The sequence below is a fragment of the Agromyces sp. NPDC055661 genome, from assembly GCF_053618135.1.
Genome location: NZ_JBSHHC010000001.1, coordinates 1742547 through 1766197, shown reverse-complemented (window position 1 = coordinate 1766197; position 23651 = coordinate 1742547). Strand labels below are relative to the sequence as shown.

Here is a 23651-nt window from a genome sequence, read left to right as displayed (position 1 = left end):
AGCCTACGGCTTCGGCGGCTCGCCGACATGGGTGCCAGCCCCCATCGCGGTCGCGGCCTGCCCCGGTGCTGTGCTGCGCACGGATGCCGCGTGCTGCAGCGTGCACGTGCGGCTCACCGAGCGGCGGTCCTGATCACTCGGAGGGCTGGAGGTCCATCGGCGCGAGGTCGTAGCCGACCGTGTACTTGCGCTTCGGATCGAGGGCGTCGATGAGGGCGACCAGCGCGTGCTGGATCTCGATGAGCCGGCGGTGGTCGCCGCGGGCGACGAGCTCCATGCCGCTGTCGACGGGCGTGAACCAGCCGCGGAAGTCGGGGTCGTCGCGGAAGCGCTTCGTGAACGAGGCGTAGCCCAGGACGTGCGGGATGCGTGTGCCCGTGTCGGTCACCGTCTCCCAGGTGAGCATGAGCTCCCCGATCGCCCGCTGCTCGGTCGTGAAGAAGAGGAACCCCTCGCTGTGCTCGCTGCGCCGCAGCGTCTGCAGCACGGTGTCGATCAGTCGCTGCACGGCGATGTCGCGGCCGCCCTCGCCGCTGGAGGAGAGCACGGCCTGCCGGCGGGCCTCGATCCAGCCGAAGTAGTTCGCGAACAGGTAGGCCGTGCTCGTGACCGCGTAGTCGCCGTGGCTCTTGTAGCGCTGCACGAGCGGCACCCAGCCCGACTCGACGATGTTCACGATGCGCGACTGAAGCTCGGCCGCGGCCTGGGCGAGCGGTTCGTAGACGCGCTCGGCGGCCTTGATGGCCGACTGGGTCTCCATCCGCTCCTCGCGCTCGGCGTCGAGCTCGGAGGCGAGCCGTGCGGTGCGGATCGAGAACAGCCCGGTGATGACGACGCTCGCCGCGCTCAGCACGAGCGCGACGATCGTGAGGATGGCGTCCATGCCCATGTCGCCGATGGTACGGGCGGGTGCGCTCGTACCGGCCGGGGCTCGCGGCACCGTGGCGAGCGCCCTCGAGAGCGTCGGGCGTCGCCTCGCGTAGACTCACGAGTTCGCCGGGCGTCGGACCGCGGAGCCGCGCCCCCGTCTCCGAGGAGGAGGAGCGTGCACTCGACCGGCTTCACCCCGACCGGGATCGCCTATGACGTGGCCTCGGGATCCGGCCTTCCCGTCGTGCTGATCCACGCTGGAATCGCCGACCGCCGGATGTGGGACCCCCAATGGCCGGCACTCGCCGCGTCACGACCGGCCGTGCGGCTCGACCTGCGCGGGTTCGGGGACTCGACGGCCCAGCCCGACGGCGAGCTGTCGCACGTCGACGACGTGCTCGAGGCACTCGACCACCTCGGCATCCCGAGGTGCCACCTCGTCGGCGCCTCCTTCGGGAGCGGCGTGGCCGTCGAGGTGGCATTGACCCGGCCCGAGCTCGTCGAGTCGCTGCTCCTCAGCCCGCCCGGCGGCAGCCTGCTCTCCGAGCTGACGGCGGACCTGCAGCGCTTCTTCGACGCCGAGCGTGACGCGCTCGCGCGCGACGACCTCGACTCGGCCGTCGAGGCCAACGTGGAGACGTGGGTGGTCGGGCGTCGGCGAGACCCTGCCGCGGTCGATCCGGCCATCGTCGACGCGGTACGCGCGATGCAGCGACGAGCGTTCGAGATCGCGGCCTCGTGGCGGGAGGACCTCGCCGAGGCACAGCTCGAACCTCCCGCTCTCGAGCGGCTGTCGGAGGTCGCAGCGCGCACGCTGGTGCTGGTCGGCGGTCACGATCTCGATACGACCCACGACGCCGCGGCTCGAGTGGTCGCGGGTGTCCCGGGCGCACGACGCATCGACTGGCCCGACGTCGCGCACCTGCCGTCGCTGGAGCGGCCTCAGGGGTTCATCGACCTCGTGCTCGAGTGGACGGCGTAGCGACCTACGCGGCCGCCACGACCTCGGGCGTGAGCTCGCGGATGGAATCGAGCACGACGTCGGCGAGGGCGAGTGCGTCGGCGGCGGGCGGGTACGCCCGGTTGGGCACGGCGACCACCCGCATGCCCGCGGCGTGCGCCGAGCGGAGCCCGTTCGAGGAGTCCTCCACGGCGGCGCAGGCCTCGGGCGCGACGCCGAGTCGCGACGCCGCCTCGAGGTAGACGTCGGGAGCCGGCTTGCCGCGATCGACCTCCTCGCTCGAGACGACCGCCCCGAACAGGTCGGCCAGTCCGGCGAGGTCGAGCGCGAGCTCGATCAGCTCCCGGTTCGACGACGAGGCCACCGCGAGCGGATAGCGCTCCGCGAGCGCGCGGACGGTGGCGACGACACCGTCGATCAGGGGCAGGTCGGCGCGGTACGACGCCTCGATCTGCGCGACGACCCGGCGGCCGATCTCGGTCGGCGTGCCGGGGACGCCGAGCTCCTCGTGCAGGTACGCCTCCCACTCGGGAGCGCTCATGCCCTGCATCCGGCGCGTCGCCTCCTCGGGGTAGGGACGACCTGCGTCGAGGACGAGCTGTCGGCGGACGGCCTCCCAGCGCTGCTCGCTGTCGACGATCACGCCGTCCATGTCGAACACGACCGCCTCGATCATCACGTGCCTCACTCTGTCTCCGGCGGCAGGAGCGGCGTGTCGCCCCCGACGATGATCGGATGGCGGAAGCGGCGAAGCTCGTCGACGAGGTCGACGCTCATCGAGAAGATCAGCACGGCGAGACCTCCGCTTACACCTGCACCATGTCGGCGAACCGCGAGAAGTGCCCGTGGAAGGCGACCGTGATGGTGCGCGTGGGGCCGTTGCGGTGCTTGGCGACGATGAGGTCGGCCTCGCCCGCGCGGGGGCTGTCGCGCTCGTAGGCGGACTCGCGGTGCAGCAGGATCACCATGTCGGCGTCCTGCTCGATCGAGCCCGACTCGCGCAGGTCGGAGAGGGCGGGCATCTTGTCGGCACGTTGCTCGGGTCCACGGTTGAGCTGCGACAGCGCGATGACCGGCACCTGGAGCTCCTTCGCGAGCAGCTTCAGCGCACGCGAGAACTCCGAGACCTCCTGCTGGCGGCTCTCGACGCGCTTGCCGCTCGTCATGAGCTGCAGGTAGTCGATGACGACCATCTTGAGCCCCACCCGCTGCTTGAGGCGCCGGCACTTCGCGCGGATCTCGACGAGCGTCATGTTGGGCGAGTCGTCGATGTAGAGCGGCGCGTCGTTGATGCGCCCGCGGGTCGCCGCGATCGTGGTCCAGTCGCGCGAGTCGACCGTGCCCTTGCGCATCATCTGCAGCGGCACGGATGCCTCGGCCGAGAGCAGACGCATGGCGATCTCGCTCTTGCCCATCTCGAGCGAGAAGAAGATCGAGGGGAGGTCACTGCCGATGGCCGCCGCGCGCGCGAAGTCGAGCGCGAGCGTCGACTTGCCCATCGCGGGACGCGCGGCGACGATGATCATCTGCCCGGGGTGGAAGCCGTTGGTCAGCTCGTCGAGGTCGGCGAATCCGGTGGGCACCCCCGTGAACTTGCCGTCGGTGTGCTTGGCCGCCTCGATCTCGTCGATCGCCGCGGTGACCGCCTCGGTGAGCGGGACGTAGTCTTCGCTCTCGGTCGAGCCTGTGACCGAGTAGATCTCGGCCTGGGCGTGGTTCACGAGCTCGGTGACCTCGCCCTCGCCGGCGTAGCCCATCTGCACGATTCGCGTGCCGGCTTCGACCAGGCGGCGCAGGAGCGCGCGCTCGGCGACGATCGACGCGTAGAACCCCGCATTCGCAGCGGTGGGCACGAGGCTCGTGAGCGTGTGGAGGTACTCGACACCGCCGGCGCGCTGCAGCTCGCCGGTCTTCGTGAGCTCGTCGGTGACGGCGATCACGTCGGTGGGCTCGCCGTGCGAGTAGAGCGAGAGGATCGCGTTGAAGACGACCTCGTGCTTCGGCACGTAGAAGTCGATGCCGCGCACGGTCTCGATGACGTCGGCCACGGCGTCCTTCGAGAGCATCATGCCCCCGAGCGCGCTCTGCTCGGCGAGCAGGTCGTGCGGCGGAGTGCGTTCTCCGCGCCGGGCGTCGTCGTCGGCCGGTTCGGCGAGTCCGATGTGCGCGATCGACAACTCCATGACCTCCGATTCGGCTTTCGCCGGCAGCGTGGTGGCGCCCGCACTTCAGTGTGGCCGGAGCCTCTGACATGGCAACCCGACCGGGGGACACCCGCTGATCGAAGGACGCTGCTTCACGATATGGAAGCCTCGTCCACAGCACAACCCAGCCTGTGGATAACTCTGGGGACAAACTGCGCGAAACGCCGCGGAAGGTGTGTACATCCCCTGTGGAAAACTGTGGAAATCTGGGGAATTACACGGGTTGAATTTCAGAACGATCAGGCATTTCGCGTTTCCACACCTGTGGGGGAAAACTTCTTCGAGATTCCACGGATGCCGCGTGCTCACCTGTGCACAACCATCACAGGAAGTCCACAACCTCCACTTGCGGGCGCGTCGGCCACGGTGTAGACCTGTGCAATCGAAACGGGGGGATCCCGGCCGGCGAGGGGGACGGCTGGGCCGATGGAACACGCCCGCTGCAGCGCGTCGCCGAGACGACGGAACGGCGGCCCGGGCCGGAGCCCGAACCGCCGTTCTCGTGTGCGCGCGAACTACTTCGCGGCGACCACCTGGATGGTGATCGTGGCCGAGACCTCGTCGCGGAGGCGAACGGTCGCCTCGTGCTCGCCGACCGCCTTGATGGGGGTCGGGATCTCGATCTTGCGCTTGTCGAGCTCGCCGAGGCCGGCGGCCTCGACGGCCGACGCGACATCCGCCGTCTTGACCGAGCCGAAGAGGCGACCACCGAGGCCGGCCTTGACGGCCAGCTTCACCTTGGTCGACTCGAGCTTGGCCTTGAGGGCCTGTGCGTCCTCGAGCGAGTGGAGCTCGCGAGCCGCGCGGGCGGCCTTGATCTGCTCGACCTGCTTCTCGCCACCGCGGGTCCACGGCGTCGCGAAGCCCTGGGGGACCAGGTAGTTGCGCGCGTAGCCGTTCTTGACCTCGACCACGTCGCCGGCGGCACCGAGGCCGGTGACCTCGTGCGTGAGAATAACCTTTGCCATTGTCGTGCTCCTTAGCGGCCGGAGCCCGAGTAGGGCAGGAGCGCCATCTCGCGCGCGTTCTTCACGGCACGGGCGATGAGGCGCTGCTCCTGCACGGAGACACCGGTGATACGACGGGCGCGGATCTTGCCGCGCTCCGAGATGAACTTGCGCAGGGTGGCGACATCCTTGTAGTCGATGACGCCGACCTTGATGGACTTCGCCGGGGCGGCGTTCTTCGCGCCCTTCCCGCGGCTCGGCTTGCGGCGGTCGCCGCTGCTCTTTCCAGCCATTGTTGATCCTTTGATGAGTGCTCGCCGGTCGTGGGACCGGCGTGGATGTTAGAAGGGGGTCTCGTCGCCGTAGTTGGTGCCCGGCGTGTTCCAGACGTCGCCGCCGGCGGCCGCGCCCGACTGGGCGGCAGGCGCGCTCGGAGCCCATGCGTCGTCGGACTGGCCGCTCCCGAAGGAGCCGCCGCCCACGCCGCGGTTGGACTGCGCACGGGTGACCTGGGCGGTCGCGTACCGGAGCGAGGGGCCGATCTCGTCGACCTCCAGCTCGATGGTGGTGCGCTTCTCGCCTTCCTTGGTCTCGTAGGAACGCTGCTTGAGACGCCCGGAAGCGATGACCCGGGAACCCTTGGTGAGTGAACCCGCGACGTGCTCGGCGAACTCGCGCCAGCAGCTCGCGCGCAGGAACAGCGCTTCACCGTCCTTCCACTCGTTCGCCTGACGGTCGAACGTGCGGGGCGTGGACGCGATGGTGAAGTTGGCAACCGCCAGCCCGTTCTGCGTGTAGCGCAGCTCGGGGTCTGCAGTGAGGTTGCCCACCACGGTGATGATGGTCTCGCCGGCCATGGGGACTAGGCGTCCTTCGCTTCGAGAGCCTCAGCGCGACGCTTGGCCTCAGGGGCCTTCGCGGCGGCGGCGGCCTTCTTCGCGGCGCGCTCCTCCTGGGCCTTGGCAGCGGCGGCCACCTGGGCGATGGCCTCCTCGGCGCGGAGCACCTTGGTGCGCATGACGGCCTCGCTGAGGTTCAGCTGGCGGTCGAGCTCCTTGGTGGTCGCAGGCTCGGCGGTGAAGTCGACGACGGCGTAGATGCCTTCGCTCTTCTTCTTGATCTCGTAGGCCAGGCGACGGCGTCCCCAGATGTCGACCTTGTCGACCGTGCCGCCATCGTTGCGGATGACGTTGAGGAACTTGTCGAGGCTGGGAGCAACGGTGCGCTCGTCGATCTCGGGATCGAGGATGACCATCAGCTCGTACTGGTGCATGACAGACCCACCTCCTTCGGACTCAGGCGGTCACAGACGGTCTGTGACAGGAGGGTGTACATGCGTCACGCCGAGGAGGCCGCGAATGCGGCGCTCGGGCAACCTGTCAATGGTAACGGATGCCGCGTCGGCGCGCCATTCGACGCTGAGGATGCCTCGTGGTCGATCGTCGGCCCTCGGCGCACCAGTGCACGGTCACGCCCGCTCGCGCGCCGCCCACCACTCGAGCAGGCGCTCCTTCGCGGCATCCTCGCCGATGGGCCCCTCGTCGAGCCGCACCTCGAGGAGGTACCGGTACGCCTCGCCGACCACCGGACCGGGCTTCACGTCGAGCAGCTGCATGATCTGCTGCCCGTCGAGCTCCGGGCGCACGGCGGCGAGCTCCTCCTCCCCGGCGAGCACGGCGATGCGCTCCTCGAGGTCGTCGTACGCGAAGCCGAGCCGGTCGGCCTTGCGGCGGTTGCGGGTGGTGACGTCGGCCCGGGTCAGGATGTGCAGGCGCTCGAGCTGGTCGCCCGCGTCGCGCACGTAGCGACGCACGGCGGAGTCGGTCCACGCGGCATCCGCGTAGCCGAAGAAGCGCAGGTGCAGCTCGATGAGCCGGGAGACGGCCGCGACCGTGTCGTTGTCGTAGCGCAGTGCGCGCAGGCGCTTGCGGGCGAGCTTCGCGCCGACGAGGTCGTGGTGGTGGAAGGACACCGCACCGCCCGGCTCGAGTCGGCGGGTGGCCGGCTTGCCGATGTCGTGCAGCAGCGCCGCGAGCCGGACCACGAGGTCGGGGGAGTCGAGAACGCCCCGTGAGACCTCGTAGTCGATCGCCTGGTCGAGCACGGTGAGCGAGTGCTCGTACACGTCCTTGTGGTGGTGGTGCTCGTCGACCTCGAGGCGCAGGGCCGGGATCTCGGGCAGCACCCGATCGGCGAGTCCGGAGTCGACGAGCAGGCGGATGCCGCCGCGAGGCGCCGAGGTCAGGAGGAGCTTCGACAGCTCCTCGCGCACCCGCTCGGCCGAGATCCGGTCGATCTCGGGGGCGAGCTCGGCCATGGCTGCGCGCGTGCCGGCTTCGACCTCGAATCCGAGCTGAGCCGAGAACCGGGCGGCCCGCAGCATCCGGAGCGGGTCGTCGCCGAACGACTGCTCGGGCGCGGCCGGGGTGCGCAGCGTCCGGGAGAGGAGGTCCTCGACGCCGCCCGACGGATCGACGAGCGCGAGCTGGGGGAGTCGCAGTGCGAGCGCGTTCACGGTGAAGTCGCGGCGCGTGAGGTCGTCCTCGAGGCTCGAGCCGAAGACGACGTCGGGCTTGCGGGATGCCCCGTCGTAGGCGTCGGCCCGGTAGGTGGTGATCTCCACGGTCTCGCCGGCGATCTTCGCCCCGATGGTGCCGAACGCGCGGCCGATGTCCCAGTGCGCCTCGGCGATGGGCTTCACGATCGCGAGGATGCGGTCGGGCGTGGCATCGGTCGTGAAGTCGAGGTCGTTCGTGGGGCGGCCGAGGAACGCGTCGCGCACCGGGCCGCCGACGAGCGCGAGCTCGTGGCCCGCGGCCGCGAACGCCTCGGCGAGCTTCGCGACGGTCGGCGAAGCGGCCAGCTCGCCCAGCCGGTCGAGGGCCGCCGCGACACTCTGCATGCCCCCTATGTTAAGCGGGACGCGGCCGTCGACCCGCGGCGGCGGGCCTCCTTCGGGGGGTCTGGATGCGCTGTGGACGTCGAGCGGGCGCTCGGACCCCAACCCGTAGAATCGCCTGCATGGTGCCCGAGTCGAACCCCGCGCTTCAGCGTGCCGACTCGACCGACTCCACCCCCCGCCGCACCCCCCGACGCTCCCGGCTCGTCTTCGCGGGCCTCGCCCTCGCCGCCCTCACGGGCGCCGTCGCCACCCCGCTCGCAGCCAACGCGGGGGTCGACCCGGCATCGAGTCTCCAGGCGATGCTCGGCCTCGGCGACCCGGCTCCGGCGACCGCGACGAGCCTGACCACGTCCGCCCCGGCGCAGGCCGTCGGCGACGAGACGGCGGGCCTGCGGGTGCGCGTCTCGCCGACGATCTCGACGACCATCTCGCCCGGCGAGCCCGTCGCCCTCTCGGTCGAGATCGAGAACGCGACCGGGGAGGCACTCGCCCCCGGCACCGTGCGCCTCGTGCGCGCCGACGGCGCCATCGACGACGAGGCCGAGCTCGACGAGTGGCTCGCCGCCGACGCCCAGGACAGCACCGGCATCGCCGGCGACGCGGTGACGCTGGGCGAGGCCGAATCGCGCGGCCTGGCCGCCGGCGGTGCGACGCTCGTGTCGTTCACGGTCCCCGGCGAGGCGTTCGGCGAGCTCGCCGGCTCGCCCGTGCTCGGCCTGGGCGCCGAGCTCCGAGTGGGCGACACGGTCGTGGCGGCGGGCACTGCCGCCTACGCCAACGCGGATGTCCCGGCCTCGGGCTCGGTGGCGGTGGCACTCGCCGCGCCGCTGACGACGCCCACCGGCACGGTCCCGCTCGGGCTCATCCCCGCCGACCAGCTGGCGAACTGGACCTCCCCGACGGGGCTGCTCACGCGACAGCTCGACGCCCTCGCGGGCCGCCGCGTCGCGATCGGGCTCGACCCTCGCATCGTGGCATCGATCCGGGTGCTCGGCACGAGCGCGCCGGCCTCCGCGACCGCCTGGCTGCAGCGTCTCGCCAACGTGCCGAACGAAGTATTCCCGCTCGCGTATGCAGACGCCGACGTCGCGGCTCAGGCCCAGCTCGACCTGCCCGGCCTCCTCGCGCCGACCTCGTTCGGCGACGTGCTCGATCCCGCGGACTTCGCCACGACGCCCGAGGCGGCCGATGAGGACGACGGCTCGGCGGTGGGCACTCCGGCGACCGACGAGCCCGTCGAGCCCGAGCCGACGCCCGGCGGGGTGCCGACCACCGACGAGCTGCTCGCCTGGCCGTACACGCGCGCGGACCTCGCGTGGCCCGCCGACGACACGGTGGCCGCGGGCGACCTCGGCTACCTCGATGCGGCGGGCCTCACCACCACGATCCTCGCGCCCGGCAACGTCGAGCCCGTCGACGGGCCGGCCTCGTCGTCGGCGAACGTCGACGGCTCGACCGCACTCGTCGCCGATGCCGAGCTCACGGAGCCCCTGCGCGCGGCATCCGACGCCTCGACCGACACCGAGTGGCGCGAGGCGACCGGGCGCCTGCTCGCCGAGCTCGCGCTCGACGCCGGCAGTGCGCGCACGACCGTGCTCGCGACGTTCGATCGTGGCGACGCGTCGCAGTCCGCACGGGTCTCGGCGGTCATCGATGAGATCGCCGGCTCCGGATGGTCGTCGCTCGCGGGCCTCTCCGACGCGATCGGCGCACCGCCCGAGTCGCGCACGCTCGTCGACGAGCCCGAGTCGGAGGGCCGCCTCTCCGCGATCGGCCGGATGGTCGAGACCGAGGCGCGCCTCGCCGAGTTCGCGACCGTGCTGACGGATGAGAGCCTCATCACCGGCCCGACCCGTCGCCAGCTCCTCTCGCTCCTCGACGTCGCCTGGCTCGACGACCCCGACGCCTGGGAGTCCGAGGTCGGCGACTGGCTCGCCGAGCAGCGCGCCACGCTCGGATCCGTGTCGGTGGTGCCGAGCAGCACCATCAACGTCGTGTCCACCGAGACGGGCGTCCCGACGACGATCGAGAACACGCTGCCCTATCCCGTCACGGTCGTCGTCGACGTGGCTCCGTCCAACGGGCGCCTCATCGTCGAGGACCAGGTCGAGGCCACCGTCGAGCCGCAGTCGCGCTCCACCGTGCGCGTGCCGGTCGCCGCGGGCGTCGGCAACGGCGAGGTGTCGCTCGCCGTGTCGCTCACCTCGACCGCGGGGGTGCCGATCGGCACCACCGTGACGATCCCGGCCAACGTGCAGGCCGACTGGGAGGGCCTCGGCGCTGCCATCCTCGCCGTGATCGTCGTGCTGGTCTTCGGCATCGGCCTCTGGCGCAACATCCGCCGCCGCCGTCGGGCGCGGCTCGCGGCCGCCGAGGGTGCTGCCGCGGGTGATGCGGATGCCCCGAATGACGCGGATGCCGCGACCGACGCTGATGCCGCGACCGTCGCTGATGCCGCTGGTGATCGCGATGCGACCGGTGACGCCGGTGACGACGCATCCGCTGCGCCCGCTGCAGCCGACGCAGCGGCAGGCGACCCGGCCGCACCGGCCGCGGACGCTCCCGATACCACCGCGACCGAGAGCGCAGACCCGACAGGACCCGAGCGTGGCTGACACCGACCGGATCGGCCGCGCGAGCGCCTTCCTCGCCTCCGGCACGATCGTCTCCCGCGTCCTCGGCTTCGTGAAGGCCATCGTGCTGGCCGCGGCCATCGGCGTCGTCGGATCGAGCTCCGCCGACGCATTCGCGGTCGCCAACGGCCTGCCCAACACCGTCTACGTGATCGTCGCCGGCGGCGTGCTCTCGGCGGTGCTCGTGCCGCAGATCGTGCGTGCCAGCACGCACACCGACGGCGGCAGCGCCTACATCAACAAGCTCCTGACGCTGGCGCTCACGGTCATCGGCGCCGCCACGATCCTCGCGACGGCGCTGGCCCCGGTGCTCACCTGGGTCTACGCGGGCTCGAACTCCGAGATCCTCCCGCTCGCCGTCGCGTTCGCCTGGTGGTGCCTGCCGCAGATCTTCTTCTACGGGCTCTACACGCTGCTCGGCGAGGTGCTGAACGCCCGCCGGAGCTTCGGCCCGTTCACGTGGGTGCCGGTGCTCAACAACGTCGTCGCGCTCATCGGCCTCGTGATCTTCGGGGTCCTCTTCGGGTTCGACCCCGACGGCACGCGCGCGATCGACGACTGGACACCCGGCATGGTCGCGGTCCTGGCCGGATCCGCAACGCTCGGCATCGTCGTCCAGGCCGTCGTGCTGTTCTGGTTCTGGCGTCGCATCGGCCTGCGGTATCGTCCCGACTTCCGCTGGCGCGGCGTCGGCCTCGGGGCAGCCGGGCGCATGGCCGGGTGGACGTTCGGGATGCTGCTGCTCACGACGTTCGCCGGCATCGTGCAGACCCAGGTCGTGCTGCAGGCCTCGGGCGCGGGGGCATCCGTCGCGGCGATCGACAACGCCTGGCTCGTGTTCATGCTGCCGCACTCGGTCATCACGGTCTCGATCGCGACCGCGTACTTCACGCGCATGAGCGAGCACGCGCACGCCGGGAACCTCGACCGGGTCCGCGACGACCTCTCCAGCGCCGTCCGCGGTGTCAGCGTCATCCTCGTGCTCGCTGCGGTCGTGCTCATGGTCGTCGCCTACCCGTTCGGTGCGGTGTTCCAGCCCGGCCTCGCGCTGGCGTCCGCACTCGGCAACGTTATCATCGCGTTCGCGATCGGCCTCGTCGGGTTCAGCATCCTGTTCGTCGTGCAGCGCACGTTCTATGCACTGGGCGATACCCGCACGCCCTTCTTCTTCACCCTGTTCCAGGTGGTCGTCTTCACCGCCGCCGCGCTCTCGTGCATCCTGCTCCCGCTCGAGTGGACGGCGGTCGGCATCGCCCTCTCGACGACGCTCGCGAGCACCGCGCAGCTCGTGCTCGCGCTCGTCCTGCTCCGCCGTCGGCTCGGTCGACTCGACGGGCGACGCATCGCCGTGAGCCTCGGGCGCGACCTCGCGGCCGCGGTGCTTCCCGTCATCGCCGGCGTCGTCCTCCTCGTGGTCCTCGGCGGCACCACCGAGGGCGGATTCGCCGTCACGAGCCGGGTCGGCGCGATCCTCTCCATGGCGATCATCGGGGCCGTCATGGCCGTGCTCTACTTCGGGGTGCTCTGGGCCCTGCGATCGCCCGAGCTGCGTGGATTCGCCGAGCCGCTCGTGGCGCGGGTGCGGCGACGCTGAGGCATCCGACTCGCGAGCGCCCGGTCGGCCGCGGAATACCCGCCGCCTAGACTGTGTTCACCTTGACGTGCCCATCCAGAACGTCGGGGGTGCCGAAACACCAGTGACCACAGGAGTGAAGTTGCGCGACATCATCATCATCGGCTCTGGCCCGGCCGGGTTCACGGCCGCGATCTACGCCGCGCGCGCGGAGCTGAAGCCCCTGCTCATCGCCAGCTCGGTCGAGATCGGCGGCGAGTTGATGAACACCACCGAGGTCGAGAACTACCCGGGCTTCCCCGAGGGCATCATGGGCCCCGACCTCATGGCGAAGTTCCAGGCGCAGGCCGAGCGGTTCGGCACCGAGGTCGTGTACGACGACGTCGTGGAGCTCGAGCTCGAAGGTCCTGTGAAGCGCGTGAAGCTCGGCAACGGCGAGGTGCACGAGGCGTCCGCCCTGATCTACGCGACCGGCTCCGCCTACCGCAAGCTCGGCCTGCCCGAGGAGGAGATCCTCTCGGGTCATGGCCTCTCGTGGTGCGCCACCTGCGACGGCTTCTTCTTCCGCCAGAAGACCATCGCGGTCGTCGGCGGCGGCGACTCGGCGATGGAGGAGGCCACCTTCCTCACGCGATTCGCCGACAAGGTCTACGTCATCCACCGTCGCGATTCGCTCAAGGCGTCCAAGATCATGCAGCAGCGTGCCTTCGACAACGAGAAGATCGAGTTCATCTGGAACGCCGAGGTCACGCAGATCCACGGCACCGAGCAGGTCTCGGGCGTGACGCTGCGCGACACGGTGACCGGTGAGCTCCGCGCGCTCGACCTCGACGGCCTGTTCGTCGCGATCGGCAACGACCCGCGCACGCACCTCGTGCACGGCAAGCTCGAGCTCACGCGCGAGGGCACCATCCACGTCGAGGGCCGCTCGTCGCGCACCTCGGTTCCCGGCGTCTTCGCCGCCGGCGACGTGATCGACCCGTTCTACCGCCAAGCCGTCACGGCCGCCGGGACGGGCACGGTCGCCGCACTCGACGCCGAGCACTACCTGGCCGCCCTGGCCGAAGCGCCGTCGCCCGAGATCGCCGAGATCGAGGCCGAGGCGATCGAAGAGGCCGAGGCTGTCGAGAACTTCGCCCGCACGCGCTGATCCACCGATCGCGCCGAGCGAGACATCCGCTTCACCAAAGGAGAAACACATGACTGCACGTACCGTGAACGAGGCCACCTGGGAGCAGGAGGTCCTGAACAACGAGAAGGCCGTCCTCGTCGACTTCTGGGCCGAGTGGTGCGGCCCGTGTCGCATGGTCAGCCCGATCCTCGACCAGATCGCGACTGAGCACGCCGAGAAGCTCGACATCGTCAAGCTCAACGTCGACGAGAACCCGAACCTCGCGATGAAGTACCAGATCACCGCGATCCCCGCGTTCAAGGTCTTCGAGAAGGGCGAGGTCGTCAAGACCGTCGTCGGCGCCAAGCCGAAGCCCGCACTCGAGGCCGACCTCGCCGCCTACATCTCGTAGTCGGCCGCCTCGCACACGCAGAGACCCGTCCGGCAGTCGCCGGGCGGGTCTTTCGCGTATCCGCGGGGTCGAACCGCCTGCCCGCCCGCTCGCCGCTTTCCAGTGCGTCGCGGTCGCGGTCGCGGTCTGCCGAGCGGATGCCCGGGGCGTGACGTCACGCGAACGGACCGCCCGAACCAGATGACTAGCATGGAAATCCTGAGCAGAAACGGAAGCGACGTGACCTCTGACGTCCCCCAGCGGACCGGCAACAACCTCGACCCTTGGTACGCGAACTACGCCGAGCGAGCCTCGGGCCTCGCCGCCTCCGAGGTCCGAGCCCTGTTCGCCGTCGCGTCGCGTCCCGAGGTGGTCTCGCTCGCGGGCGGCATGCCGTACGTCTCGGCGCTTCCGCAGGAGCTCATCGTCTCCTCGATGGAGCGCGTCATGCGCACGCAGGGTCCCACCGCACTGCAGTACGGCTCGGGGCAGGGCATCCCGCAGTTGCGCGAGCACATCCTCGACGTGATGGCCCTCGAGGGCATCCGCGGCTCGGTCGACAACGTCGTGACCGCCACCGGATCGCAGCAGGCCCTCGACCTCGTGGCGAAGCTCTTCATCGACCCGGGCGACGTGATCCTCGCCGAGTCGCCGAGTTACGTCGGCGCGCTCGGAGTGTTCCGGTCGTACCAGGCAAGCGTCGTGCACGTCGCGATGGACGACGACGGACTCATCCCCGAGGCGCTGCGGCAGACGATCGCGCACCTTCGCGGCCAGGGACGACGCATCAAGTTCCTGTACACGATCCCGAACTTCCACAACCCGGCCGGCGTGACCCTCGCCGCGGCGCGGCGCCCCGAGATCCTCGAGATCTGCCGCGAGAACGAGATCCTCGTGCTCGAGGACAACCCCTACGGCCTGCTCCACTTCGACGAGCCGGCGCCGAACGCCCTGCGCTCACTCGACGAGGAGCACGTCATCTACCTCGGCTCCTTCTCGAAGACACTCGCCCCCGGATTCCGGGTCGGCTGGGCGCTCGCACCGCACGCCATCCGCGAGAAGCTCATCCTCGCCGCGGAGTCCGCGATCCTCTCGCCGAGCTCGTTCAGCCAGCTCGTCGTCTCGGAATACCTCTCGAGCACCGACTGGCGCGCCCAGATCGACACGTTCCGCGGGGTCTACCGCGAACGCAAGGACGCGATGATCGAGGCGCTGGGGGAGTATCTTCCGCAACTGCGGTGGACGAACCCCAACGGCGGGTTCTACGTCTGGGTCACCATGCCCGACGTGCTCGACTCCAAGCAGATGCTGCCGCGCGCGGTCAAGGAGCTCGTCGCGTACACGCCCGGCACGGCGTTCTTCGCCGACGGCCGCGGACGCCACGCGATGCGCCTGTCGTTCTGCTATCCCACGCCCGACGCCATCCGGGTCGGCATCCGTCGCCTCGCCACGGTCGTGAACGGCGAGCTCGACCTGCTCGACACGTTCGCCGGCACGGGTCCGCTGCAGCTGCCGCCGAGCGCCGACTACGACTCCGCCCCACCGTCCGACCTCAAGTGACCACACGGATCACAGTTTGGAGAAAGCCCGGATCATGAGCGATTCCAGTGGTCTGTACGTGGTCGTCCTGGCCGGCGGCATCTCGCATGAGCGCGATGTCTCGCTGCGTTCGGGTCGGCGAGTCGCCGATGCCCTCGCCGAGGCGGGCCATCGGGTCGTGCTGCTCGACCCCGACGCCGGACTCCTGCCCTTCCTCGCGAGGGAACGACCCGGCGTCGTGTTCCCGGCGCTGCACGGGTCGAGCGGCGAGGACGGGTCACTGCTCGACCTCCTCAACGCGCTCGGCGTGCCGACGGTCGGCTCGACCGGCGCCGCCGCTCGGCGTGCGTGGTCGAAGCCGGTCGCCAGTTCGCTCGCATCGCATGCGGGCCTGGCCGTGCCGCGCTCGATCGTGCTGTCGAACGAGGCGTTCCGTGAACTCGGCGCCTCGAGCGTGCTGCGCGTGGTGCGCGAGTCGCTCGAGGGCGATCTCGTCGTGAAGCCCGGATCGGGTGGGTCCGCGCAGGGCGTCACGATCGTCGACGAGCCCAATGAGCTGCCGCGCGCGATGGTCGAGGCGTTCACGTACGACGACGTCGCCGTGGTCGAGCACCGCGTGCACGGCACCGAGATCGCGGTCGCCGTGGTCGACACCGGCGACGGACCGCGCGCGCTCACCCCGGTCGAGATCGAGCCGAGAACCGGCGTCTATGGATTCCAGGCCCGGTACAACGCGGGGGAGACCACGTTCTACGCGCCGTCGCGGCTCAGCGATGCGGTCAGCAGTTCGGTGGCGGATGCCGCGGTGCACGCGCATCGCACGCTCGGGCTGCGCGACCTCTCGCGCATCGACTTCATCGTCGACGCCGAGGGCACGCCTTGGTTCCTCGAGGCGAACGTGATCCCCGGGCTCACCGAGACGTCGCTGGTGCCGCTCGCGATCGAGGCCTCGGGCACGGATGCCGCGACGATCTACAGCGGTCTGGTCAAGGCCGCTGCGGCACGCGCCGCCGTCTGACCGCGGGGTCGGCGCCGAGCGGGTGAGGCTCGTCGTCGACCCCTCTGCCAGGTTGGTCGGGAGCTCCTCGAAACAGGGTGTTCCAGTTCACCAGGAGCGATTCTCCGGGCGGCGCAGGTTCACACGCCTTCGAGTTCCTCGCCGAGGTCGCTGAGAATGCGGCGGAGATCCTGAACCGTCGCGAAATCAATGCTGATCTGGCCTTTCCGCGCGCCGAGTGCGATCTTCACGCGGGTGTTCAGCCGGTCGCCGAGGCGCGTGGCCAAGTCGTCGAGGAAGTCCTGTCGCTTGCCGGCCGCCGGCTTCGCGCGTGACGGCTTCGGGCTGCTCGCCGCAAGTGCTTCGGCTGCGCGGACCGACAGCTCCTCGTTCACGATCTTGTCGGCGAACCGCTGCATCTCCTCGGGGTCGTCGCTCACGGCGAGGATCGCCCGGGCGTGGCCCGCGCTCAGCACACCGGCCGCGACCCGGAGCTGGACCGCCTCGGGCAGCTTGAGCAGGCGGAGCGTGTTCGAGATCTGCGGACGAGATCGGCCGATGCGGGAGGCGAGCTCCTCCTGGGTGATCCCGAAGTCGGCGAGGAGCTGCTGGTAGGCGGACGCCTCCTCGAGTGGGTTGAGCTGCGAGCGGTGCAGGTTCTCGAGCAGCGCATCGCGGAGCATGTCCTCGTTGGCGGTGTCCTTCACGACCGCCGGGATGGTGTCGAGGCCGGCGGCCTTCGTCGCGCGCAGTCGACGCTCGCCCATGACCAGCTCGTACTTGCCGGGCTCACCGGGGTGCGGGCGGACGACGATCGGCTGCAGCACTCCGAACTCGCGAACGCTGTGGACGAGCTCCTCGAGGTCCTCGGCGTCGAAGACCGTGCGCGGCTGCTGCGCGTTGGGGACGATGTCGTCGGGGCTCAACCGCGCCAGCCGCGCACCGGGTACCGTCAACAGGCCCTCGGTCGCGGCGGCCTGCTCGACCGCGGCGATCGCCGTTGCGGGCGTCGAGTCGACGCCGGGGAAGAAGACATCGACCGGACGAGTCGCCCGGTTCGCGTCGTCGGCCGTGGGGATCAGGGCGCCGATTCCGCGGCCGAGGCCGGTGCGTTTAGTGGCCATCTCGGGTGTCCTTACTGGGTGTTCTGGGTCGCGAGACCCCGTCGTGCGATCTCCGCCGCGGCTTCGCGATAGGAGAGCGAGCCGGTCGAGGCGAAGTCGTAGCTGATCACGCTCTGCCCGTAGCTGGGAGCCTCGGAGACCCGAACGGAGCGGGGGATGATCGTTCCGAGGGTCTGCGTCGGGAAATGATCCCGCACTTCTTGCGCGACCTGCTGCGCGAGGTTCGTGCGCGAGTCGTACATCGTGAGGAGGATCGTCGACAGTCGGAGGTCGGGGTTGAGGTGCTTCTCGATCAGCTCGATGTTGCTGAGCAGCTGGGAGAGGCCCTCGAGCGCGTAGTACTCGCACTGGATGGGGATGAGCACTTCGCGCGCCGCGACGAAGGCGTTGATCGTGAGCAGGCCGAGCGACGGCGGGCAGTCGATGAACACGTAGTCGTACGGGCGATCCATCGCCGCGAGGTGAGCGTCGAGCGCACGACGGAGGCGCTGTTCGCGAGCGACCAGCGACACCAGTTCGATCTCCGCGCCGGCGAGGTGGATGGTCGCGGGAACGCAGTCGAGGCGCTCGTGCTCCGTCGACGGTTGCACCACCTCGGAGAGGGGCAGGTCGGCGACGAGTACCTCGTAGACGCTCTGCTGCTCCGAACGGTGGTCGACGCCGAGTGCGGTGGACGCGTTGCCCTGCGGGTCGAGGTCGATGACGAGGACATGCGCGCCCGTGCGCGCCAGCGCAGCGGCGAGGTTGACGGTCGTCGTCGTCTTGCCGACGCCACCCTTCTGGTTCGAGATCGTCATGATGCGCGTGCGCGCCGGAAGCGGGAGGATCTCCCCCTCGAGCGCCTGGCGCCGTCGCGTCTCGTCGGCGAGTTGATCGGCCAGGGGAGTTCCTCCGTACTGAGTGGACGTTTCACGTGAAACGCCGGTCGCGAGCTCCTGCGCGGTGGTTTCACGTGAAACGGACGCCGGAATGTCGATCGTGGGGAGGCTCGGCGGGTCCGTCTGGATCCGGTCCAGCGGCGGTTCGTCGGGCGATTCCCGAGGATCAAGCGTACCGGGCACGACCGTCGACGATGACGCCGGTGGTGAGGCCGGCGCTGCTTCACTCGTCAGAGCCTCGGCGGGTGTCTCATCGGAGGGCGGCGTGAGCCGGGTGTCCGGGGTGAACGAGGTGCGTGCTGCCGATTCGGTGACCGCGGGGCTCCACTGATGAGCATCAACCTGAGTCGTCGAAGTCATTTCGGTGGCGAACTCGGGAACGGAGTATCCCGGTTCAAGGTTGTGCTCGCCCGAAGCGCCAGGTTCACTCGAAGCGCCAGGGATGGCGGTGCTGTCCTGGTCGAGTTGCGGTGACACGGACGGGGACGCGGTCTCGACAGGTTCCTCCGCACGGATCGCGGGTTCCCTCGTCTCCTGCGACGGTAGCTCGCCGCTCGACACAGTGGGTGACTCGCTCGCACCCGCACGCGGCGTCTGGAGTGACGAGACCGTGTCAGCCGCGGCGTCGCCGACGATCTCCCGGATGAGGTCCTCGAGGAGGCGATCGGGTGAGGTCTTCGGAAGCGAGTGGGGCAGCGTGGTCTCGGTCGCGCCCTCGTCGTCCGTGAGCGCCGCGGCCGTCGCGACATCCCAGTCGATGCTCGTCGTCGGGGATGGAGAAGGCGGGGTGCGCGCTGGCTCTGCGGCGGGCGCGGAAGACGAACTCGATGCCGACGTCGTCGGAGACGTGGCAGAAGTGGGGGAGGAGTGGCCGTCGGGCTTGGGGAGACTCCCACTACCGGTCACCGACGCGGTCCGCGACGTCTCCTGTGCCGAAGCGTCAGAAGTCACAGCTGCGGATCCTGCAGGCGTCGGCGCCGCGGTTTGCGAAGGAGCCCACTCCTGCGCGGCTGGCCGCTGGTCGGGCCGGGGGTTCGATCCCGCGGTCGCCACGGGAGCAACCTCGGGCGATTGGCTTGTTTTCGGAACCGGCGGGGCCTCGGGTCGGACCGGTGTGGCACTGCGCACTTCGGGGCTCCACTGCGCGTTGTCGTTGGCCACCGCAACGGACGCCTGGGTCGGAAGCGTGCCCGGATTCCACGACGAACCGAGGTTCGACGCCTCGCCCAACGCTCCGACGGGGGCGTGGCTGGAGTCAGGGGTCGCGGGCCGGAGCGTACTGGCGTGCGTCGTGCCGTTGTCGGCCTCAGGCTCGGGCTGCTGTCGCTTCCGGTGGAACCATCCGCGACCTCCACCCTGTGCCATACGCGCTGCTCCCCGTCGTTCCGCGGTGGCCGGTCGTCGTGCGATCGGCTCAAGAATCCAGCCTAACCGCCTCGCGCGCCGACGCCATGGTCGGATTCGAGTGTCCGCCGGATGCGTGGAATTGATCCCTGTTGAGGACACGTCGTGGCGGAGTTCTTCGCCTTCCACATGACTTGAACACTCGACTTCGGGCACATCGTGGTGGGGTTGTGGCTGTAGGAAGACTGACGGGCGCGACCTGGCGGTCGGCCTGGTCGCGTTGACGGACCGACTGTCTCTTTCTCGCGGGTTGGCGTCAGGTCGGGCAAGATTCCGACGGTCACCGACGGGGCTGTCGCCTTGACGATCGACTGATGGGTTCCACGTACATCGCGTCAGTCCTCAACACAGCCGGCCACCTCGCCCATGCCGTGTCCATCGCCGACAACGCGGAATCGCGTCGACGGTTGAGGTCAAAGGCTGCCGTTTCACGTGAAACTTGATGATCGTTGTTGCGAGTGAGGCGGCCGCTGCGAAGCCGCCTCGTCGCCCGACGACAATGGTCGAGGTTTCACGTGAAACATCAGTTGGAGAGGCGGGGGCGTCCGGGCAGCTGGCGCGGCTTGCCGGTCGGGATACCTCCGCCTTCCGACCTGATCCTCTTGCGGGATCGTGGTGGTCGGGGAAGCAACAAGGCACTGGATCGTGAACCGGCGGTCGGTGTGATCAGACGAACGGCCGCCCGGTGGCGATGCTCCTTCCTCAGCGGACCATGCCGCGCTCGCGCCTAGCCATGCCCGGCGGTGCGCATCGTCGTAGACCGAAGTTGCGACCCACATCGCGGAGGCGGGTCGATCGTCACTCGCAGGCGAATCGACGACACGACGCTTCGACCGACTCGATCGAGAGGAAGTGTCCGAGCCACACGTCGAGCCGCGGCACCGACCCGGGGAGTGATTTACATCCACGGTCGCTCCGGGCGCGACGGGGTCCCCATCGCAAACGAGAACCACCAGCCCAGCGAACGTCGACCTCCCCCTTCCATTGCGAAGCACCGCGCCGGTCCATGCCGGCGCACCATGTCTCGGTGCATGCCGGTGCACCGTGTCGGCCGCCGGATCACCGTGTTCGTCCATGCCCCCTGCAGTGCAGGGGGCGGTCCACGTCGGAACACCAGCGTCGGTGCCACGTCAGGGCTCCATGGCGATCCGCGCGCCGGAGCGTCGTCGGTCGCCGCCAGAGAAGGGGCTCGGTCCGCGTCGGAGCAACATTTCCGGGTGTCTGACCGAGCACAGCGTCGTTCATTGCCACGCACTGTGCGCGTTCTCCGGACGCTCGAATCGAGGAGAACGGGGATGCGACCGGTGCTCTTCCTCGCCACTGAGTGTGGGGGTTGATCTCGAGGCCGTCGTTCACGCCGTCGTCGCTCACAAGGGGAACAGTCGGCTCATCGCGGAATTCGGCGAACGCCCTCACCCCAGGCGACCAACGATCGTGACATCGATGGTCACGAGATCCATGTGCGGCCTCACCCTTGTCTGCGTACGGCCCAGGCGCGTCCGCGCCGATCGGTCGAAGGGGTGGGCGGGGCGCGAAATGGAACGGTGGGGGATGCGCAATGCGTGTCCGCTCGCCGGCCGCTGCCTGGAACTATGGGGAGGAAACGCAGCTCGGTTCAAGCGAAGAGCCAGGGGAGTGCGACAAACCACAACGCCTCGTACAAGCACACACATCCCGACGGCCAGAATCCACTGCATCCGTGGAGCGGTCTCATGATGGGCGCCTTCACAACGGTGCGCTCAGCTCGTGGGTGGAATGACTGCCCCAGTCCGGACATCATGTTTCACGTGAAACGCGCTCAGAACTTTGACGCACTGCCCACGAGTCGGCCGGCGGACTCCCGCCGTTGAACCGGGCGACGCCGATCCTCAGCAGTCCGGCCGCCTCGCACGTCCACGACGTGCCTTCCAGGCGCAGACGCCGAGGAAGCTCATAGCGAGCGCACCGAACGAGCGGCACACCACGAGGACCGACCCGACTGGACTCAGCCCACGGTGGCCCGGAACACCCGCGTGACCTCGCTCACGACGCCCTCGCCCAGAACGAGCACCTCGGGATCGTGCACCTTGTACTTGCGGATGGCCTTCTCCGCGGCGCCGATCTCTCCGTCGACCCCGGCGCCCTTCATCAGGACGAGCTCGCCACCGGGGCGAAGCAGGGGAGCGGTGATCGGAATGAGCGTTCGCAGCGCGCTCACGGCTCGAGCGGTCACCTGATCGAGTGCACCCTTGAGCTTCGCCTCTTCGGCGCGGGCTCGAACGACCTCGACGTTGGAGAGCTCCAACTCAGCGGCCTGGCTCTCGAGCCACGCGACACGTCGCTCCATCGGCTCGATGAGGACGAACGAGACGTCGGGGCGCATGATCCCGAGCACCAGCCCTGGGAGCCCGGCGCCCGATCCGACATCGCCGACTCGGCCCGGACGCAGCAGGGGCGCAACGAGCGCGCTGTTCAGGACGTGGCGCGTCCACAGGCGGGGAAGTTCCAGTGGCCCGATGAGCCCGAGCTCCTCGCCGTGCCGGGCAAGCGCCTCGGTGAACTGGCGCCCCTTGGCGAGGTGCTCACCGAACAGTTCGGCCGCAGCCGCAGGCTCCGACTCGAGACCGTCGATCATCGTTTCACGTGAAACGTCGTCGTCGGAATCAGGCACTACGCGTGATGACCGTGTGCCGGTCGGCGCCCTCGCCGCGGGACTCCGAGTAGAAGCCGCGCTCACTCACGAGGTCGTGCACGAGCTTGCGCTCGTACGACGACATCGGGGGGAGGGCTGCCTCGGCGGCACCGCCCTCGATGCGCTCGACTGCGCGGGACACGAGACCGGCGAGCTCATCGCGACGCGCGTCACGGGAGCCACCGATATCGAGGATGAGGCGCGAGAATGCCCCGGTCTTCGTCTGCACCGCGAGGCGCGTCAGCTCCTGCAGCGCACTCACCGTCTCGGGCTTCGAGAGCAGGCGAAGGTTCGCGGTCTCGCCGGCATTCACGGAGACGTAGGCGCGGCCGTTCCGAGCGTCGATGTCGATGTCACCGTCGAGGTCGCAGATGTCGAGGAGCTCCTCGATGTAGTCCGCGGCGATGTCGCCTTCCTCTTCGAGCTGGGCGATCGAGCGGTTCTCGGCCTCGTGCTGCACGTTCGTCATGGTCTACTTCCCGCCCTGCTTCTTCGCACGGGCCTTGCTGATGGGCTGCTGACGCTGCGTGGTTGTCGGCTTCTTCGGCTCCGCGACGTCGTTCTCGTGCTTCTCCTCGACGACGAGCTTGCCCTTCTTCGCCAGGCGAGCCTCGCGGGCGCGGGCCGCTTCGGACCCGGGCGTCGGCATGTTCCGGATGACGAGGAACTGCTGTCCCATGGTCCAGAAGTTCGAGGTGAGCCAGTAGAACATCACGCCGAGCGGGAAGGCGACACCCGACACCGCGAACACGAGCGGGAGCAGGTACAGCAGGATGCGCTGCTGGCGGAACATCGGGCTCGCCTTGGTCTCGGGCGACATGTTCTTCGAGACGATCTGCAGCTGTGTGATGAACTGCGACGCCGTCATCAGCACGATCATCGTGAGCGCGATGATGAGCGTCGACGCGCTGAACGGCTGGCCGGCGATCATGAGGTTCCACTCGCCGATGAAGGTCGACTTGAGCGGGGCGCCGAGGAACTCCGAGTTCGCGAACGAGTTCGCGAGCTCCTGCGTCATGGGGCCGACACCGGGCTTGTCGTGCTGGGCGTCGTTGAGCACCGAGAAGAGGCCGAAGAAGATCGGCATCTGGAGCAGCAGCGGGAGGCACGAGGAGAGCGGGTTGGTGCCGGTCTTCTTGTAGAGCTCCATCGTCTCGCGCGACATCGCCTCGCGCGAGAACTGGTCCTTCTTGCCCTTGTACTTGTCCTGGATCTTCTTCAGCTGCGGCGCGACCTCGAGCATGCGGCGCTGGTTCTTGATCTGGCGCACGAAGATCGGGATGAGCGCGGCACGAACCACGAGGACGAGGCCCACGATGGAGAGCACCCAGGTGACGCCCGCGTTGGGGTCGAGGCCGAAGAAGTCCCACATGGTGTGGAACGCGACGAGGATCAACTCGATGGCCCACTTGATGGGCCAGAGGATCAGTCCGATGAAGTCCATTG

General features: G+C 69.3%; 20 protein-coding genes. 7 read left to right on the top strand and 13 right to left on the bottom strand.

Annotated elements, in window-relative coordinates; all coding sequences use genetic code 11:
* Positions 1-133: 133 nt before the first annotated feature.
* The gene (locus ACWGO8_RS08040) at positions 134-889 is read right to left on the bottom strand and encodes a hypothetical protein (RefSeq protein ID WP_452042555.1); all 756 of its coding nucleotides are present in this window, start codon (positions 887-889) and stop codon (positions 134-136) included.
* A gap of 156 nt (positions 890-1045) precedes the next feature.
* Between ACWGO8_RS08040 and ACWGO8_RS08035 the strand changes: the two genes are divergently transcribed.
* Complete coding sequence (locus tag ACWGO8_RS08035; protein WP_452042554.1) at positions 1046-1852, top strand: alpha/beta fold hydrolase; 807 nt, start codon at positions 1046-1048, stop codon at positions 1850-1852.
* Between the two features lie 4 nt (positions 1853-1856).
* Here the strand turns inward: ACWGO8_RS08035 and ACWGO8_RS08030 are convergent, their stop codons facing one another.
* The 7 genes from ACWGO8_RS08030 to ACWGO8_RS08000 all read right to left on the bottom strand — a co-directional run bounded on the left by ACWGO8_RS08030 (position 1857) and on the right by ACWGO8_RS08000 (position 7884).
* Positions 1857-2507, bottom strand: coding sequence for an HAD family hydrolase (locus ACWGO8_RS08030; RefSeq protein WP_452043534.1), 651 nt, complete (start codon positions 2505-2507; stop codon positions 1857-1859).
* A 130-nt stretch (positions 2508-2637) separates the two neighbouring features.
* A complete protein-coding gene (gene dnaB, locus ACWGO8_RS08025) occupies positions 2638-4008 on the bottom strand; it encodes a replicative DNA helicase (protein ID WP_452043533.1) in 1371 nt (456 codons plus the stop codon).
* Positions 4009-4550: 542 nt separating this feature from the next.
* Positions 4551-5003 (bottom strand): 50S ribosomal protein L9, encoded by a 453-nt coding sequence (rplI, locus tag ACWGO8_RS08020; protein ID WP_452042553.1) that lies wholly within the window; start codon positions 5001-5003, stop codon positions 4551-4553.
* Positions 5004-5014: 11 nt separating this feature from the next.
* Complete coding sequence (gene rpsR / locus ACWGO8_RS08015; RefSeq protein ID WP_056727560.1) at positions 5015-5275, bottom strand: 30S ribosomal protein S18; 261 nt, start codon at positions 5273-5275, stop codon at positions 5015-5017.
* A gap of 48 nt (positions 5276-5323) precedes the next feature.
* Positions 5324-5839, bottom strand: a complete 516-nt coding sequence (locus tag ACWGO8_RS08010) for a single-stranded DNA-binding protein (RefSeq protein ID WP_452042552.1) — start codon at positions 5837-5839, stop codon at positions 5324-5326.
* A gap of 5 nt (positions 5840-5844) precedes the next feature.
* A complete protein-coding gene (gene rpsF, locus ACWGO8_RS08005) occupies positions 5845-6255 on the bottom strand; it encodes a 30S ribosomal protein S6 (RefSeq protein WP_452042551.1) in 411 nt (136 codons plus the stop codon).
* A gap of 195 nt (positions 6256-6450) precedes the next feature.
* Positions 6451-7884 carry a CCA tRNA nucleotidyltransferase gene (locus tag ACWGO8_RS08000; protein ID WP_452042550.1) on the bottom strand — a complete coding sequence of 478 codons (1434 nt, stop codon included), beginning with the start codon at positions 7882-7884 and terminating at the stop codon, positions 6451-6453.
* Between the two features lie 119 nt (positions 7885-8003).
* Between ACWGO8_RS08000 and ACWGO8_RS07995 the strand changes: the two genes are divergently transcribed.
* From ACWGO8_RS07995 to ACWGO8_RS07970, 6 genes are all read left to right on the top strand, one after another.
* Positions 8004-10499 carry a DUF6049 family protein gene (locus tag ACWGO8_RS07995; RefSeq protein WP_452042549.1) on the top strand — a complete coding sequence of 832 codons (2496 nt, stop codon included), beginning with the start codon at positions 8004-8006 and terminating at the stop codon, positions 10497-10499.
* The gene (murJ, locus tag ACWGO8_RS07990) at positions 10492-12111 is read left to right on the top strand and encodes a murein biosynthesis integral membrane protein MurJ (protein ID WP_452042548.1); all 1620 of its coding nucleotides are present in this window, start codon (positions 10492-10494) and stop codon (positions 12109-12111) included. The genes ACWGO8_RS07995 and murJ overlap by 8 nt, the downstream gene beginning before the upstream one ends.
* 121 nt (positions 12112-12232) lie before the next feature.
* Positions 12233-13240 carry a thioredoxin-disulfide reductase gene (trxB, locus tag ACWGO8_RS07985; protein WP_452042547.1) on the top strand — a complete coding sequence of 336 codons (1008 nt, stop codon included), beginning with the start codon at positions 12233-12235 and terminating at the stop codon, positions 13238-13240.
* 49 nt (positions 13241-13289) lie between these two features.
* Positions 13290-13613 (top strand): thioredoxin, encoded by a 324-nt coding sequence (gene trxA, locus ACWGO8_RS07980; protein WP_376952939.1) that lies wholly within the window; start codon positions 13290-13292, stop codon positions 13611-13613.
* 189 nt (positions 13614-13802) lie between these two features.
* Complete coding sequence (locus ACWGO8_RS07975) at positions 13803-15152, top strand: aminotransferase-like domain-containing protein (protein ID WP_452042546.1); 1350 nt, start codon at positions 13803-13805, stop codon at positions 15150-15152.
* A gap of 34 nt (positions 15153-15186) precedes the next feature.
* Positions 15187-16149, top strand: a complete 963-nt coding sequence (locus tag ACWGO8_RS07970; RefSeq protein WP_452042545.1) for a D-alanine--D-alanine ligase family protein — start codon at positions 15187-15189, stop codon at positions 16147-16149.
* Positions 16150-16268: 119 nt separating this feature from the next.
* Here the strand turns inward: ACWGO8_RS07970 and ACWGO8_RS07965 are convergent, their stop codons facing one another.
* From ACWGO8_RS07965 to yidC, 5 genes are all read right to left on the bottom strand, one after another.
* Positions 16269-17252, bottom strand: coding sequence for a ParB/RepB/Spo0J family partition protein (locus tag ACWGO8_RS07965; protein ID WP_452042544.1), 984 nt, complete (start codon positions 17250-17252; stop codon positions 16269-16271).
* Between the two features lie 11 nt (positions 17253-17263).
* Positions 17264-18133 (bottom strand): ParA family protein, encoded by an 870-nt coding sequence (locus ACWGO8_RS07960; protein ID WP_452043532.1) that lies wholly within the window; start codon positions 18131-18133, stop codon positions 17264-17266.
* Between the two features lie 3385 nt (positions 18134-21518).
* Entirely contained in the window at positions 21519-22148 is a 630-nt protein-coding gene (gene rsmG, locus ACWGO8_RS07955) for a 16S rRNA (guanine(527)-N(7))-methyltransferase RsmG (RefSeq protein WP_452042543.1), read from the bottom strand.
* Between the two features lie 28 nt (positions 22149-22176).
* Positions 22177-22674, bottom strand: a complete 498-nt coding sequence (locus tag ACWGO8_RS07950) for a Jag family protein (RefSeq protein ID WP_376952935.1) — start codon at positions 22672-22674, stop codon at positions 22177-22179.
* A gap of 3 nt (positions 22675-22677) precedes the next feature.
* Entirely contained in the window at positions 22678-23649 is a 972-nt protein-coding gene (yidC, locus tag ACWGO8_RS07945) for a membrane protein insertase YidC (protein ID WP_376952934.1), read from the bottom strand.
* Positions 23650-23651: the final 2 nt, after the last annotated feature.

What these genes read in the sequence shown, in the direction of transcription:
- ACWGO8_RS08040 (WP_452042555.1), bottom strand. Translation starts at nt 889, where the DNA reads ATGGGCATGGACGCCATCCTCACGATCGTCGCGCTCGTGCTGAGCGCG.
- ACWGO8_RS08030 (WP_452043534.1), bottom strand. Translation starts at nt 2,507, where the DNA reads ATGATCGAGGCGGTCGTGTTCGACATGGACGGCGTGATCGTCGACAGC.
- rplI (WP_452042553.1), bottom strand. Translation starts at nt 5,003, where the DNA reads ATGGCAAAGGTTATTCTCACGCACGAGGTCACCGGCCTCGGTGCCGCC.
- rpsR (WP_056727560.1), bottom strand. Translation starts at nt 5,275, where the DNA reads ATGGCTGGAAAGAGCAGCGGCGACCGCCGCAAGCCGAGCCGCGGGAAG.
- ACWGO8_RS08010 (WP_452042552.1), bottom strand. Translation starts at nt 5,839, where the DNA reads ATGGCCGGCGAGACCATCATCACCGTGGTGGGCAACCTCACTGCAGAC.
- rpsF (WP_452042551.1), bottom strand. Translation starts at nt 6,255, where the DNA reads ATGCACCAGTACGAGCTGATGGTCATCCTCGATCCCGAGATCGACGAG.
- ACWGO8_RS08000 (WP_452042550.1), bottom strand. Translation starts at nt 7,884, where the DNA reads ATGCAGAGTGTCGCGGCGGCCCTCGACCGGCTGGGCGAGCTGGCCGCT.
- ACWGO8_RS07995 (WP_452042549.1), top strand. Translation starts at nt 8,004, where the DNA reads ATGGTGCCCGAGTCGAACCCCGCGCTTCAGCGTGCCGACTCGACCGAC.
- trxA (WP_376952939.1), top strand. Translation starts at nt 13,290, where the DNA reads ATGACTGCACGTACCGTGAACGAGGCCACCTGGGAGCAGGAGGTCCTG.
- ACWGO8_RS07975 (WP_452042546.1), top strand. Translation starts at nt 13,803, where the DNA reads ATGGAAATCCTGAGCAGAAACGGAAGCGACGTGACCTCTGACGTCCCC.
- ACWGO8_RS07970 (WP_452042545.1), top strand. Translation starts at nt 15,187, where the DNA reads ATGAGCGATTCCAGTGGTCTGTACGTGGTCGTCCTGGCCGGCGGCATC.
- ACWGO8_RS07965 (WP_452042544.1), bottom strand. Translation starts at nt 17,252, where the DNA reads ATGGCCACTAAACGCACCGGCCTCGGCCGCGGAATCGGCGCCCTGATC.
- rsmG (WP_452042543.1), bottom strand. Translation starts at nt 22,148, where the DNA reads ATGATCGACGGTCTCGAGTCGGAGCCTGCGGCTGCGGCCGAACTGTTC.
- ACWGO8_RS07950 (WP_376952935.1), bottom strand. Translation starts at nt 22,674, where the DNA reads ATGACGAACGTGCAGCACGAGGCCGAGAACCGCTCGATCGCCCAGCTC.
- yidC (WP_376952934.1), bottom strand. Translation starts at nt 23,649, where the DNA reads ATGGACTTCATCGGACTGATCCTCTGGCCCATCAAGTGGGCCATCGAG.